We start from the raw sequence: 13,702 nt of genomic DNA, 5'->3' as shown, positions 1-13,702 counted from the left end.
AGCCATGCTCGACTGAGGGGACCGCGAACAGCAGCCGAGCATGGCTCGGCTCTACACTGGGTTCCCACCCCGGAGCCCTCGCCATGCCCCAGACCGTCATCCCGCAACTGCGCATGCGCCACGCCGACACCACCCTGCCGTTCTACGTGCAGGGGCTGGGTTTCGTGGTCGACTGGGAACACCGCTTCGAACCCGGCTTCCCGCTGTTCGCCCAGCTCACCCGTGATGGCCAGACGATCTTCCTCACCGAGCACAGCGGCGACTGTGAAGTCGGCGGCGCGGTGTACTTCATCGTCGAGGATGTCGACGCCCTGCACCGTGCCTTCAGCGCCGCAAACGTGCCGATCGAACAGCCGCCGCATGACACCGAGTGGGGCAGCCGCGAGATGCTGCTGCGCGACCCTGACGGCAACCGACTGCGCTTCGCCACCCACGTGGACTGAACGGCACCGGCTTGAGATGGATATACGAACCATATACGCTTCGTATATCCACTCCTCGAGAACCGCCCATGGGCATCGTCAACATCGATGACACCCTGCACGACCAGCTGCGCCGTGCCTGCACTGTCTCCAGTCGCTCGATCAACGCCCAGGCCAACTTCTGGATCCGGGTCGGCATGTTGTGCGAGATGAACCCCACGCTGAGCTTCCAGGACATCGTCGCCAGCGAACTGCGCGCGGCCGGGGTACAGCCGCAGGCGCTGGCGCCCGGGCGGGCCTGACATGGCGATGATCAAGCAGCCGCACGAGATCGCGCTGATGGCCGAATCCGGGCGCCTGCTGGCACAGGTATTCGCTGCGCTCGACCAGCTGCCGCTTCAGGGCCGCAGCACGATGCAGATCAACGACTTCGTCGAGCGAATGATCGTCGACGAGCTGCAGGCGCGGCCGGCCAGCAAGGGCCAGTACGGCTTCCCGTACGTGCTCAACACCTCGATCGACAACGTCATCTGCCACGGGGTGCCCAGCACCACCGACGTGCTGCGCAACGGCCAGATCGTCAACCTCGACATCACCCTGGAAAAGAACGGCTACATCGCTGATTCCAGCACCACCTACCTGGTGGGCGAGGTCGACTACACCGCGCGCCGGCTGGTGCAGACCGCCTACCAGGCGATGTGGAAAGGCATCGCCACAGTGCGCCCCGGCGCGCGCCTGGGCGACATCGGCCACGCCATCGCCCGCCACGCGCGCATCCACGGCTACAGCGTGGTGAAGGAATACTGCGGGCACGGCATCGGCCAGGAGATGCACGAGGAACCGCAGATCCTGCACTACGGCCACCCCAATACCGGCATGGTGCTGGAGGAAGGCATGGTGTTCACCATCGAGCCGATGCTCAACCAGGGCAAGCCGGCCATCCGCCAGCAGCCGGACGAATGGCCGGTCTACACCCGCGACGGCAAGCTGTCGGCGCAGTTCGAACACACCGTCGCGGTCACCCGCAACGGCGTGCGCGTGCTGACTCTGCGTCCGGGGGAAACGCCGTTGTGCGCGGTGGAAACGGCCTAGAGCGGGCGCAACAGCAGCAGGGTGGCGAGGCAGAACATGAAGATCGCCACGCCAGCGTCCATCACCCGCCACGCAGCCGGCCTGCGGAACACCGGCTGCAGCAGCCGCGCGCCATAGCCCAGCGCACAGAACCAGATCACGCTGGCTGCGCAGGCGCCGGCAGCAAACGCCCAGCGCAGATCGCACGGATAGCGCGTGGACAGGCTGCCCAGCAGCACCACGGTATCCAGGTAGACGTGCGGATTGAGCAGGGTGAACGCCAAGCAGGTCAGCAGCACCTGCCGTCGATTGCCACCCTCCACCTCGCCCGCTGCCAGCGCACTGCCACCGCGCCACGCGCGCAGCCCTGCCTGCAGGCCATACCAGAGCAGGAACGCTGCAGCACCGAAGCGCAGCACCTGCAGCAGCAACGGCCACTGCAGCACCAGCGCGCCCATGCCGCCCACGCCCGCCAGGATCAGCGCGATGTCGGCGCCGGCGCAGGCGGCCACCACCGTTCCCACGTGACGTTGCTGCAGGCCCTGGCGCAGCACGAAGGCATTCTGTGCGCCGATGGCGATGATCAGGCCGGCGCCCGCGAACAGGCCGGCGACGGTAGCGGCGATCCACATCAGGACAAGCCAGTCAGCCAAGGGACGCGCAGGGTGCGGTCAACGGACGATTAAGACAATCTGGTTTTTCTTTATCCTGTGCAGAAAAACTGAAGAGGCCCCGCATGGACCTGGTACATCCACAACTGGCCGCGTTCGCTGCCGTGCTGGAGGAAGGCAGCTTCGAGGCCGCCGCACGCCGCCTGTCGATCAGCCCGTCGGCGCTGTCGCAGCGGATCAAGGCACTGGAGGACCGGCTCGGGCAGGTGCTGCTGGTACGCCAGGCGCCGTGCCGCCCTACCGCCGCCGGTGAGGCGCTGCTGCGTCGGGTACGGCCGATGCAGGCGCTCGAAGTCGAGGCATTGGCCGAGCTGCTGCCCGAACGTGGCCGTGACGCCGTGCGTACGCCGATCCCGCTGGCGGTCAATGATGATTCGCTCGATACGTGGTTCGTGCCGGCCATCGCCGACCTGCACCAGCGCCATGGCTACCTGTTCGACCTGCGCATGGATGACCAGGACCACACCCTGCAGCTGCTGCGCGATGGCAGCGTGCTGGGTGCGGTCACCGCCGAAAGCCAACCGGTGAAGGGCTGCAACGTGCATCCGCTGGGTGCCATGCGCTACCACGCCATCGCCTCACCGGGCTTCGCCCGCCAGTACTTCAGCGACGGCATGCAGGCCACGGCACTGGCACGCGCGCCGATGCTGGTGTTCAACCGCAAAGATGAACTGCAGTGGCGCTTCGTACGACGCCTGACCCGCGCACGCCTGCAGCCGTCGCTACACTACCTGCCCTCTTCCACCGGTTTCGTCGAAGCCGCCGCGTGCGGACTCGGCTGGGGCATGGCCCCGGAAACGCTGGCCGCACCTGCGGTGCGCGCCGGCCGCGTAGTGGTACTGGAACCCCGTCGCTGGCTCGATGTGCCGCTGTACTGGCAGCATGCCGCGGTGCGCTCAAGTACGCTGCAGCACATCACCCAGGCGCTGCGCACTGCGGCCAGCGGCACCCTTCGTTGAGGACAATCCGATGACCGCAGACCCGGGCTTCACGCCGCGCGCACTACCGTTTGCGCACTTCTTTACCACTGGGACGGCATGGGCGTGATCGGCCGACGTACAAGGATGCACCGCGCGAAGCCCGCGCTGGCGTTGGCGCTGGCGACCTGCCTGCCATTCGCTGCGTCCGCGCAGAACAACACCGACGTACCTGCATTGGACTGGGAACAGGCGCGGCAGCGCCTGGAGCAGGTCTCCGATGCACTGGCGGCCGCTGACGCAGCGGTACGCAACAAGCAGGACCTGCAGGACGCCACCCGCCTTCTGCGCCTGCCGGAGATCACCGGCGAAGTGCGCCGCCTGCAGTTCCAGAAGACCCTCACCCTGCCACTGGGCTCGCTGGCCCCCGTGGCTGAAGCCTTCGGCATCGATTCGCCGCTGTCGTTCACCGAGCGCGACTGGAGAACGCGCCCGGTGGTGACGGCTGTGCTACCCCTGTACACGGGCGGCGTGATTCCGGCCGCACAACGTGCCGCCAGTGCCGCCCACGAACAGGCCAGTGCCGAACGCGAAGCACAGCGCCAATCGCTGACCGTGCAACTGGCCCAGGCCTACTTTGGCCAGCGCCTGGCCGAGCAGGCAGTGGACGTACGCCGCGACGTGCGCGATGGCCTCAACCAACATCTGTCCGATGCGGAAAAGCTGGAACGCGAGGGCTTCGCCACCCGTGCCCAGCGCCTGCAGGCCACCGTGGCCCGTGACAAGGCCGAGCGCGAGTACCAGAAGACGGTGAACGACTTGGCCACGCTGAAGGCCGCGCTGTCCACGCTGCTGCGCAGTGGCGGCGAGGTGCAGCCGGTGTCGCCGCTGTTCGTGCAGCGCGTGCCACTGGAACCGGTGGCCAGCTTCGAGCGCACCGCGCAGGCGCGCCAGCCACAGATCGCACGCCTGCGGGCGATGGTGGCACAGGCCGAACAGGGCGTGCGCGTGCAGCAGGCCAAACTGAAACCGCAGATCTTCGCCTTCGGCCAGTACGACTTCCGCCGCCGCGACGAAATGCTGACCGACCCGGACTGGGCATTCGGCATCGGCCTGAAGTACACCTTCCTGTCGCCGAACTCGCGGCCGGCGCAGATCAGCGCTGCGCGCGCGCAGCAGGAGCAGGCCGAAGCCGGCCTGCGCGAGGCCGAGAACCAGGTCGCGCTGGGCGTGCGCAAGGCCTGGAACGAACTGGAAATCGCCCGGCAGCAGTTCGTACTGCTCGACAGCAGCATCGCCCAGGCACAGGAAAACCTGCGCCTGCAGGAGCTGGCGTTCCGCGAAGGCCAGGCGACGTCACTGGATGTGATCGACGCGCGGCTCGGCCTGGGTGGCGCCCGTGTCGAGCGCGCGCAGGCCGCCTACCAATACGATATTGCGCTGGCGCAGTTGCTGGAGGTCAGTGGACAGATGGACCGTTTTGAAGAATACCGGCGCCGTGCGGACGAGGTGATCGACCATGAGTGATGTGCTGCACGACGAAGCGAAAACGCCCCCGGGCAAACGCCGCCTGGGTCCGATCCTGGTAGTGGTGCTGCTGGTCGTGGTGGTGCTGGGCCTATGGCTAGCCTGGCGCAGCCCCGCCGACCAGATCCAGGGCATGGCCGATGCAGACACGATCAACGTGGCCGCCAAGATCACCGCGCGCGTGGCCGAACTGAAGGTGCGCGAGGGGGACCGCGTGCAGCCCGGGCAGGTGCTGTTCCTGCTCGACAGCCCCGAAGTGGCCGCCAAGGAACAGCAGGCCCATGGCGCACTGGCGGCCGCGCAGGCGGTGGCCGACAAGGCCGACGAGGGCGCGCGCAGCGAGGACATCCGCGCCGCCGAAGCGAACTGGAAGCGCGCCGAAGCCGGTGCGACGCTGGCCGAGGCCACCTACCGGCGCGTGCAGAACCTGTTCAACGAAGGGGTGATGACCCGGCAGAAGCGCGATGAAGCGCATGCCCAGGCCACCAGCTCGCGCGAACTGGCGCGTGCCGCCCGCGCGCAGTACGACATGGCATTGGCAGGCGCCCGCGAGCAGGACAAGCGCGCCGCTCAGGGCCAGGTGCAGCAGGCACAGGGCGCCGTGGCCGAGGTCAACGCCGCGCGTGCCGAAGTGGAAGGGCGCGCGCCGGTAGCGGGCGAGATCAACAAGCGCATGGCTGACCCGGGTGAACTGGTGCCGGCCGGCTACCCGGTGTTCACCCTGGTCGACATCGATCGCATGTGGGTGGCGATGAACCTGCGCGAATCGCAGATGCAGGGCCTGAAGGTCGGCAGCAAGCTGAAGGGCAGCGTGCCAGCCCTCGGCCTGGACGGCGAATTCGAGGTCTATTTCATCAACCCGGCCGGCGACTACGCGACCTGGCGTACCACCCGCCAGTCGTCCGGCTACGACGTCCGCAGCTTCGAGGTGCGGGTGCGCCCGGTACGCCGCATCGAGGGCTTCCGCCCCGGCATGAGCGTGCTGTTCGCATGGCCCCAGCACTGAGCCCGGATACTGGCGGTTTCGGCGCCTCGTGGCGGCGCGAACTGCAGGCGCTGCGCGGCAACCGCGCCGACCTGATGCTGGTGACCCTGCTGCCGCTGCTGATGCTGGCGGTGATGGCGTGGATGTTCACCCCGTCGGTGATGCGCGATATCCCCATTGCTGTGGTCGACCTGGACCACAGCAGTGACAGCCGCCTGCTGCTGCGCATGCTCGATGCCAGCCCCGGCGTGCGCATCGCCAGCCAGCCTGCGGACATGGAAGAGGCACGTTCGCAGCTGCGCCGCCTGGATGTATTCGCCATCGTGCTGGTGCCGCGCGACGTCACCCGCCAGGCGCTGCGCGGCCGCCAGGGCACGGTGTTCGCCTATTACAACGCCACCTACATGACCACCGGCCAGTCCGCCGCGCGGGACATCGGCGATGCAGTCTCGGCCTGGAATGCACGCCTGCTGCGCGAGCGCATCGGCCTGCAGGTCGGCCCGGGCAAGCTGCGTGCAGCCCCGATCGCAGTGCAGTCGGACATCCTCTACAACCCGGCGCGCAGCTACGAATTGTTCCTGCTGCCGCTGATCTTCCCGGCGGTGCTGTCACTGGTGCTGGCACTGGCCGTGGCCGGCAGCCTCGGCCGCGAAATCCGCGACGGCACCCTGCCCGCCTCGCTGGGCCGCACACCGTGGACTGCCATTGCCGGCAAGATTGCGCCGTACATCCTGCTGTTCTCGCTGTATGGCGCGCTCGGGCTGGGCTACCTCGCCTGGCTGCGCGGTGATGGCGTGGCCGGCAGCGTACTTCTGCTGCTGCTCGCGCAGCCTTTGTTCTACCTGGCCACCGCCGCCTACGCGCTGTTCTTCGTTGGCGTCACCCGCGACATGGGCACCGCACTGTCCGCGGTGGGCCTCAGCATCGGCACCGCACTGGCGTTCTCCAGCGCCACATTCCCGGTGCTGGACGGGCCGTTGTTCACCCGTGTCTGGCACCAGCTGCTGCCGCTCAGCGCCTATATCAAGCTGCAGACCCAGCAGCAGTTCATCGGCTCGCCGCTGCTGGTCTCGCTGTGGCCACTGGCCACGCTGCTGCTGATGGCAGTGGTGGCTGGCGGCATCGGCGGCCTGCGCCTGATCGCCTTCGCGCGTACCCCAGAAGCCGCACAGCCGGCGGGGGGCGACGCATGAGCGCACTGTGGCGCAGCCTCCGGCAGACCCTGATGGCGGTCCTGTGCGACCGCTACGCGATCGTGGTGATGGTCGGCGCGGTGATCCTGTACTCGTTCTTCTACCCCGCCGCGTACCGCCACCAGGTAGCCGGCAACCTGCCGGTGCTGGTGGTGGACGAAGACCACAGCGCCACCAGCCGCGAACTGCTGCGCAAGCTCGATGCACTGCGGGTCGCACGCGTGGTCGGGCAACCAGCGGATACCGACAGCGCGCGCCAGCAGCTGGAAGCCGGCCATGCCGAGGGCATCGTGCTGATTCCGGCCAACCTGGAGCGCGACATCCTGCGCGGGCACCCGGCCAAGCTGGTACTGCTCGGCAACGGCGCCTACCTGGGCCGCGCCAGCTGGGTGCTGGGCAGCGTGGCCGACGCGCTGGGCGCGTTCGGACGTGACGCGGTGGTCGGCCAGGCCGCCTTCATGGGCGCGCCGCAGGCGCCGCCCGTCACCCTGGTGCAGCGCCCGCTGTACAACACCCAGGAAGGCTATGGCAGCGCCATCGTGCCCGGCGTGGCCGAGCTGATCGTTCACCAGACCCTGTTGATGGGCATCGGCGTGCTGCTCGGTGGCCGCCGGCTCGCGCTGGGCCGGCGCCTGCGCTTTGACCCGCCAACGCTGGCGGGCATGGCATTGGGCTTCAGCCTGATCGGCCTGTTCGGCCTGTTCTACTACGCCGGTTTCACCGCGTGGGTGCAGGACTATCCGCGCGGCGGCAATCCGCTGGGGCAACTGCTGGGTGGCACCTTGTTCATCGCCGCCACGGTGGCGTTCGGCCTGTTCGTCGGCAGCTTCTTCCGCACCCGCGAACGCGCCTTCCAATACATCATCGCTACCTCGATCCCGCTGTTCTTCCTGGCCAACCTGTCGTGGCCGGCGGTGATGACGCCGCAACCGCTGGTCTGGCTGGCGCAGCTGCTGCCGACCACCTCGGGCATCAACCTGATGGTGCGCCTGAACCAGATGGACGCCCGCCTGGCTGAAGTCGGCCACGAACTGATCACCCTCACCGTCCTGCTGCTGCTCTACGGCAGCCTCGCCGCCTGGCGCCTCCTCGAAAGAAAGGGGACGGACGGGATTAAGTCGTAAACGGCAAGGTCGGGGGATTGCGACTCAATCCCCTCCGCGCCCTTTTCAGGGGTCGGGCGCGTACCAGAACGGGATGCGGTACTCGCGGCGTCGCTCCGGGCCGCGTTCGCCCCCTTCGGCATTCCAGACCAGGCTCAGGTCATGGCGACCGGGTGCCAGCGTCGCCATGGGCAGATAGCCCACCAGTCCACGCATGTCGAGATCGCGGCGCTCCATCGGCATGAAGTCGTGCAGGTCAACCGGCGTGCCATCCAGCTGCACCTGCCACAACCGGGACAGGCACTCCACCGCTGCGCTGGCAGCCTTTGCGCCAGTCGCTTCATTGCGTGCGGCGGGCAAGGCGGTGCAGTGCTGGCGCGCCAGCGGGTTGTCGCGCTGGGGGCGGTGTGGAATGAACACACGCAGGCGTGAACCACTGATAGTGTCCGACGGGATCATCGGCTACGGCAGCAGCTGATCGTGCGCCGAACGCATCGATTCGTAATGCGCGCTCAACATGCCGTGTTCGACGGCCTCGTCGGTCATCACCTGGTAGCGGTTGAACAGCGAGAACTTCACTGAACCCAGCACCTGCACCCCGCCCAGCACCATGGCCACCATCACCGCCAGCAGATAGACCGCCATGAACGAACGCGAGCGCAGGTTGCTCTGCAGGGTCAACTGCATGGTCTGCATCAGGCGCAGCAGGGGAATCCGTTGCAGGCCTGCCAGGAAGCGCTGCAGCCACCGCTGCAGGCCGTCATAGGGCCGGTCGCGCCGCTGCCGGCGCACAATGACACGCTCCAGCAGTGCAGGAACCAGTGCGAGTACAAGCAGGCTGGCCAGCACGGTACCGACCACGATCATGGCCACACGATCGGAACCGCCGGCAAGCGCACTGATCGCCATCGCCGCGCACAACGTCAGCACGGCCACCACCAGAGTACCGGCCAGCGTCTGTACCGCCAGCAGCGTGGTGGAGAAGAGCATGGTGGCCAAACGATCAGCGCGTTCGATGCTGCCGTCCAGGCCACCGTCGCGCGCCTTGAGGAAAGCGCGCGATACCGGGCCCATCTGCGGCAGCCGTTCCCAGTCGATGCCCTTGGGAAAGTGCGATTTCAGCCCGATCAGGCCTATCCAGTACCCGCGCACGGTCAGATGCGCGATCAGCGCTACCGCCAGCACGTAACACATGCCCACGCTGATGCTGAAACCAAACCACAGCACCTGGAAGTACATGCCTTCCGTGTGCAGGCTGCTGCGCGCCCACGCATCGAACAGGTAGCCAGGCACCGCCAACAGGGCGAACGCCAGCAGGCCGGAAATGAACAGTTCCAACTCATCGGTACGCTCGCGCAGCCGACCGAAGCGCGTGCTCGCCTCGGGTCCGGGCTCGCGGTCGGCAACCGGAACGTGCGACTCTGCGACGGGCAATTCGTTCACAGGGCATTCATCCTTGGAGGTCGGCGCAGTATAGGCGCGACACACCGGCCGGCGATACGGGGCCCCACAACGAGGAACGCCGGCACGAGGCCGGCGTTCCGAGATACTGCGTTGCGGAAGGCGGACTACGCAGTTGGCACCATCGGTCAGCGGTAAACGCGCTCGCAGCGGCGCTCGACCACGCGGTCGCCGTTCTTCTGCTGGCTGTTGCCCTGGATCTGGCGGCCGGCAGCGCCGCCCGCTACGGCACCGGCCACGGTGGCCAGCTTCTTGCCGTTGCCACCGCCCACCTGGTTGCCCAGCAGGCCACCAATGACGGCGCCAGTGGCGGTACCGGCGATGCGGTTGGGATCGCGCGAATTACGCTGTACTTCCACGTTCTTGCAGACCACGCGGCTGCCGTCATTGAACTTGCGTCCTTCGTCGCGCGGCCCGTAGGTCTGCGCACCGGCAACAGAGGTTGCCGCCAGCAGGGTGCCCAGCACAAGCAGTCGGGTCGAGGTCTTCATGGCCATCTCCTGAGGTCCGGTATGGCGCCAGTGTCCTCCCGCGGTTGGCAACCGGAAGTGAAATACGCGTGCCGGGCGCCTCAATGGCCATCGCGCGTTCAGGAAAAATCGCGCCCATCGCGACCAGCCATCGCGATGGGCGCCGTCTCCCTGCCGGCAGGCTCACCTGTTAGAACTCTTCCCACCCACCTGCATTGGCGGCCAGCGTCGGCTCGATGCGCGGTGACAGCACCGCCGGACGCCTCACCGGGGTGACCGACGCTGCGACTGCCGCAAGCGCCCGCGGAACCGACGCGGCCGCCGCGGCCGCGCCGGTGCGGAACACCGACACCGCTTCGGTCAACAGGTTGGCCTGCTCTTCCATGGAACGGGCCGCGGCACTCGCCTCTTCCACCAGTGCGGCGTTCTGCTGGGTGGTCTCGTCCATCTGCACGACCGCCTGGTTGACCTGCTCGATGCCGGAACTCTGTTCCTGCGAGGCTGCGGAGATGTCGGCCATGATGTCGGTCACGCGCTGCACCGAGGCGACGATCTCGCCCATGGTCGTGCCTGCCTGGCGGACCAGCGCCGAGCCATCGGCCACCTTGCCGACCGAATCCTCGATCAGGCCCTTGATCTCCTTGGCCGCGCCTGCCGAACGCTGCGCCAGCGTGCGCACTTCGCTGGCCACCACCGCAAAGCCCCTGCCCTGCTCGCCGGCACGCGCGGCTTCCACTGCGGCATTCAACGCCAGGATGTTGGTCTGGAAGGCGATACCGTCGATGACCGAGATGATCTCGGCAATCTTCCTCGACGACGCTTCGATCGCCGACATGGTGATCACCACCTGCCCGACCACCTCACCGCCCTGCGATGCAACGCCATGCGCGCCGATGGCGAGCTGGTTGGCCTGCCGGGCGTGCTCCGCGTTCTGCTTCACCGTGGACGTCAGCTCCTCCATCGATGCGGCCGTTTCTTCAAGGTTGGCCGCCTGCTGCTCGGTGCGCCGCGACAGATCAGTGTTGCCCGACGCGATCTCGCCTGCCGCCAGAGTGATGCTGGAGGCACTGGCCTGGATACGACCCACGATCTGCTTGAGTTGATCGACCGTGGCGTTGCAGTCATCGCGCATGCGGGCGAAGACCCCGTGGAAGTCACCCTGCATGCGTACGGTCAGGTCACCGCGCGAGATCGCCTGCAACAGGGTCGATACCTGTACCAGATTCTCGTCGGTGGTCTGCATCAACCGGTTGAGCCCGGCCACCATGTCGCGGAAATCGTAGGCGAAGCGATCTTCGTCACCGCGCAGGCTGAAGTCCCCTGCGGCGGCCGCGGTCGCCAGCCGGCGGATCTCGCTGTTGATCGCCGCCAGGCTGGCCTTGGTCTCGTCCATCGCCTGGGTGATCGCCGCCTTCTCACCCGGCAGCCGGTCCATGTCCACCGACAGGTCGCCGCGCGCATAGTGCTTCATCACCTCGATCAGGCGATTCTGCACCTGCACATGCGAGCCAACCAGCGCATTGGTGTCATGCACCATGCGGCCGTAGTCCCCCGGGAAGGCGCTCTCGTCCATGCGGTAGCTGAGGCTGCCGGCATCGTGCTGGCGGGCCAGTTCGCCCTGTGCCGCCATCACCGACTGCAACTGTGCCTGCATGCGCTGCATCGATCGGAGCAACTGGGTGACCTCATCGTTGCCCGACGCGTCGATGCTGCTGTCCAGGCGCCCACCGGCAATACCATCGGCCAGCTTCACCGCCCCTGCCAGCGGACGAGTCAGGCTGCGGGTGATCGCCCATGCCGCCAGCGAGCCGAGCAGAAGACTCATCACACCGAACACGATCGACAACGTGCCGGTCCACGATTCGGTCGAGCGGTATTCCTCGCGGCTGCGCGCTGTCAGTGCCTCCTGATGCCGCAGCAGGGTCGAGATTGCCTCGTTCCAGGCCGTCGCCAGACCATGTTCGGCCAGCAGTTCCTTGGCCGCGCCGTCGAAATCGCCGGCCTTCATGCGCTCATGCAGGTGCTCGGTGGAAGCGTCGGTGGCTTTGCGCGCCGCCTCGATCTTCGCCACCAGGGTATCGCCGGTGGCATCACGTGGAATCTTGATGTACTTGGCCCAGATACGATCGTAGGTCTGGGACAGCTCCTGCGCCTTCTGATAATCCTTGTCGAAATCCTCGCCGCGCTTGATCACCATCAGCCGGCGATGCATCAGCACCGCGTTGTTGGTATCCACCATGTCGTTCAACAGCCGCATCTTCACCATGTTGACGTCCACCACTTTCTCGAACTGGGCGGACTTCAGGTGGTTTCCATACAGCACGAGGCCAACGATGGCCACGATGAACAGCAGCAGCAGACCGAACCCGGCACCCAGCCGGGATCCCACTCGGAGGTTGCGTAAGGCGAGCATCTCAATTCCCTTGATCGTGGCCGTACGATCGGTGGCGGCTCGACCGGGAGAATCTTTAAGAGCTTTTCCGCATATACCTTCGTGAATATCTTCAACTGTGCGGGAAAGCGTGAAAAATACCCCTCAACCCGAATTCATGTTCAATATTATTATCTTTCACTCCGCACGCCAGGAATTCTTTCATGCCCCTTACCCTGCAGATTGAAGGCGGCGCGATCCAGGACATCGACAGCCTCTATGCCGAACTCAACCGCGTGTTCATGGCCGGCGAGGACTGGCAGCTCGGGCCGAGCCTGGATGCCCTGGACGATCTGTTGCATGGCGGTTATGGCGCGTTGGCTGGCCACGATCAGGCCACCCTCGTCTGGCGCGACATCGCAAACAGCCGCGCGGCCTTGGGCGTGGATGCCACCCGCCGCTGGCTGCAGGCAAAACTCGACGGGCCGGGTCACTTCAATGCGCAGGCCATCAGCCACCAGCTGGAGGCCCTGCAACGGGGCGATGGCCAGACCTACTTCGAGATCGTCATGGAGATATTCGCCAGCCATCGGCAGATCACGCTCATCCCGGCCTGATTGCGTGCCCCGCACGTACCTGGCTCATCATCGGCAGCGGCGTCCCCCAGCCCCAGCAGTTACCATGGACGGCCCTGTACCTGCTCCGCCGTCGCCGCCTTCCGGCGCGACCGGATGCCCTGATCCACGAGTCCCATGTCCAAAGACAAGTCCGCCGAACACACCCCGCTGATGAAGCAGAACGGGCGCAGCGAGATGTTATGGGAAAATCCCTTTGTGCAGCAACGGAATCGAATGTTGTTGAGTTGCAGGAAGGGCTGTCGCAACAATTCCGCAACAGGTAGATGAATCCACGCCAGGCTCCCTCTCCACTGGTGGCGTGGACGGCTTGCCGTCCAGGACAACACCATCAGACGCATCCCCTTGATTGCCGCTGCAGGCGGCCTCAAGTCCCCCCTGATCCAAACCGGATCTTTAGGAGCTCGATGCTATGCCTGCAATCAAGCGTTCCGAACTTCGTTATGAATACAGCTGGAGAGTCTCTGAGGGCGACAATCCTAAGCTGATAGCGGACGACGCCCATCACCTCAGCCGCAATGAGGGCTATGAGATGCTGCTCTATCTCAACAGCCTGACCGGCAAAGATGGCGTCGACCTCCCTGTCAAGACCCGTCTCATTGTTGAGTGGATGCTGAAAGAGCACTTCAAGTCCACTGCACCCGGACGCCAAACCGTTACGACATGGGTGGTGGACAACTGGAATCGGTTGTCGCCGCATTACCCTGGATGAGGCGATCCCAGGCGGGGAGCTTCGCCCTCCGCCTACTACTGCAGAGGAAAGCGGCTAAGGTGCAGTGGCAGCTGGAAGGAAGTGACCTCCGCTCATTCGCAGGTCACGCCCTCACCCCTCTTATCGGCCTCAATTAAAACGCACCCAGTCGCGCCTTTTGCGAC

15 protein-coding genes are annotated in these 13,702 nt (G+C 66.2%); 10 read left to right on the top strand and 5 right to left on the bottom strand.

All coding sequences use genetic code 11. The features are described 5' to 3' along the window. Window positions 1-83 precede the first annotated feature (83 nt). The 3 genes from QP512_RS06205 (at window position 84) to map (ending at window position 1,514) form a co-directional block, all read left to right on the top strand. Window positions 84-443 (top strand): VOC family protein, encoded by a 360-nt coding sequence (locus tag QP512_RS06205; protein WP_286071364.1) that lies wholly within the window; start codon window positions 84-86, stop codon window positions 441-443. Window positions 444-511: 68 nt separating this feature from the next. After that, the gene (locus QP512_RS06200) at window positions 512-724 is read left to right on the top strand and encodes a ParD-like family protein (protein ID WP_006425741.1); all 213 of its coding nucleotides are present in this window, start codon (window positions 512-514) and stop codon (window positions 722-724) included. 7 nt (window positions 725-731) lie between these two features. Continuing rightward, window positions 732-1,514 carry a type I methionyl aminopeptidase gene (gene map, locus QP512_RS06195; protein WP_286071998.1) on the top strand — a complete coding sequence of 261 codons (783 nt, stop codon included), beginning with the start codon at window positions 732-734 and terminating at the stop codon, window positions 1,512-1,514. On the opposite strand, the gene QP512_RS06190 is transcribed toward map, so the two are convergent. After that, window positions 1,511-2,125 carry a LysE/ArgO family amino acid transporter gene (locus QP512_RS06190; protein WP_286071363.1) on the bottom strand — a complete coding sequence of 205 codons (615 nt, stop codon included), beginning with the start codon at window positions 2,123-2,125 and terminating at the stop codon, window positions 1,511-1,513. The two genes, map and QP512_RS06190, sit on opposite strands and share 4 nt — an antisense overlap. A gap of 104 nt (window positions 2,126-2,229) precedes the next feature. Between QP512_RS06190 and QP512_RS06185 the strand changes: the two genes are divergently transcribed. The 5 genes from QP512_RS06185 to QP512_RS06165 all read left to right on the top strand — a co-directional run bounded on the left by QP512_RS06185 (window position 2,230) and on the right by QP512_RS06165 (window position 7,910). Continuing rightward, entirely contained in the window at window positions 2,230-3,123 is an 894-nt protein-coding gene (locus tag QP512_RS06185) for a LysR family transcriptional regulator ArgP (RefSeq protein ID WP_286071362.1), read from the top strand. Window positions 3,124-3,201: 78 nt separating this feature from the next. Further along, window positions 3,202-4,608 carry a TolC family protein gene (locus QP512_RS06180; RefSeq protein WP_286071361.1) on the top strand — a complete coding sequence of 469 codons (1,407 nt, stop codon included), beginning with the start codon at window positions 3,202-3,204 and terminating at the stop codon, window positions 4,606-4,608. Beyond that, complete coding sequence (locus tag QP512_RS06175; RefSeq protein WP_286071360.1) at window positions 4,601-5,614, top strand: efflux RND transporter periplasmic adaptor subunit; 1,014 nt, start codon at window positions 4,601-4,603, stop codon at window positions 5,612-5,614. The genes QP512_RS06180 and QP512_RS06175 overlap by 8 nt, the downstream gene beginning before the upstream one ends. Continuing rightward, complete coding sequence (locus QP512_RS06170; protein ID WP_286071359.1) at window positions 5,599-6,786, top strand: ABC transporter permease; 1,188 nt, start codon at window positions 5,599-5,601, stop codon at window positions 6,784-6,786. Before QP512_RS06175 ends, QP512_RS06170 begins: the two co-directional genes overlap by 16 nt. Then, entirely contained in the window at window positions 6,783-7,910 is a 1,128-nt protein-coding gene (locus QP512_RS06165) for an ABC transporter permease (RefSeq protein WP_286071358.1), read from the top strand. Before QP512_RS06170 ends, QP512_RS06165 begins: the two co-directional genes overlap by 4 nt. A gap of 45 nt (window positions 7,911-7,955) precedes the next feature. Here the strand turns inward: QP512_RS06165 and QP512_RS06160 are convergent, their stop codons facing one another. From QP512_RS06160 to QP512_RS06145, 4 genes are all read right to left on the bottom strand, one after another. Next, window positions 7,956-8,348: a hypothetical protein gene (locus QP512_RS06160; RefSeq protein ID WP_286071357.1), complete on the bottom strand. Its 393-nt coding sequence runs from the start codon at window positions 8,346-8,348 to the stop codon at window positions 7,956-7,958. A gap of 3 nt (window positions 8,349-8,351) precedes the next feature. Continuing rightward, a complete protein-coding gene (locus QP512_RS06155) occupies window positions 8,352-9,332 on the bottom strand; it encodes a hypothetical protein (protein WP_286071356.1) in 981 nt (326 codons plus the stop codon). Window positions 9,333-9,478: 146 nt separating this feature from the next. After that, complete coding sequence (locus QP512_RS06150) at window positions 9,479-9,847, bottom strand: glycine zipper 2TM domain-containing protein (protein WP_049426710.1); 369 nt, start codon at window positions 9,845-9,847, stop codon at window positions 9,479-9,481. Window positions 9,848-10,010: 163 nt separating this feature from the next. After that, complete coding sequence (locus QP512_RS06145) at window positions 10,011-12,233, bottom strand: methyl-accepting chemotaxis protein (protein ID WP_345783107.1); 2,223 nt, start codon at window positions 12,231-12,233, stop codon at window positions 10,011-10,013. 182 nt (window positions 12,234-12,415) lie between these two features. Here QP512_RS06145 and QP512_RS06140 point away from each other — a divergent pair, with 182 nt between their 5' ends. Both QP512_RS06140 and QP512_RS06135 read left to right on the top strand, forming a co-directional pair. Beyond that, window positions 12,416-12,808: a barstar family protein gene (locus QP512_RS06140; RefSeq protein ID WP_286071354.1), complete on the top strand. Its 393-nt coding sequence runs from the start codon at window positions 12,416-12,418 to the stop codon at window positions 12,806-12,808. Window positions 12,809-13,238: 430 nt separating this feature from the next. Next, window positions 13,239-13,538, top strand: a complete 300-nt coding sequence (locus QP512_RS06135; RefSeq protein WP_080112495.1) for a hypothetical protein — start codon at window positions 13,239-13,241, stop codon at window positions 13,536-13,538. The last annotated feature ends 164 nt before the right edge of the window (window positions 13,539-13,702 follow it).

Origin of the sequence: Stenotrophomonas sp. 57, assembly GCF_030291075.1 — a bacterium.
In the GTDB taxonomy this organism is placed as follows: domain Bacteria; phylum Pseudomonadota; class Gammaproteobacteria; order Xanthomonadales; family Xanthomonadaceae; genus Stenotrophomonas.
The sequence above is the reverse complement of the archived record's forward strand: the minus strand, read 5'-3'. Positions and strand labels throughout refer to the sequence as shown.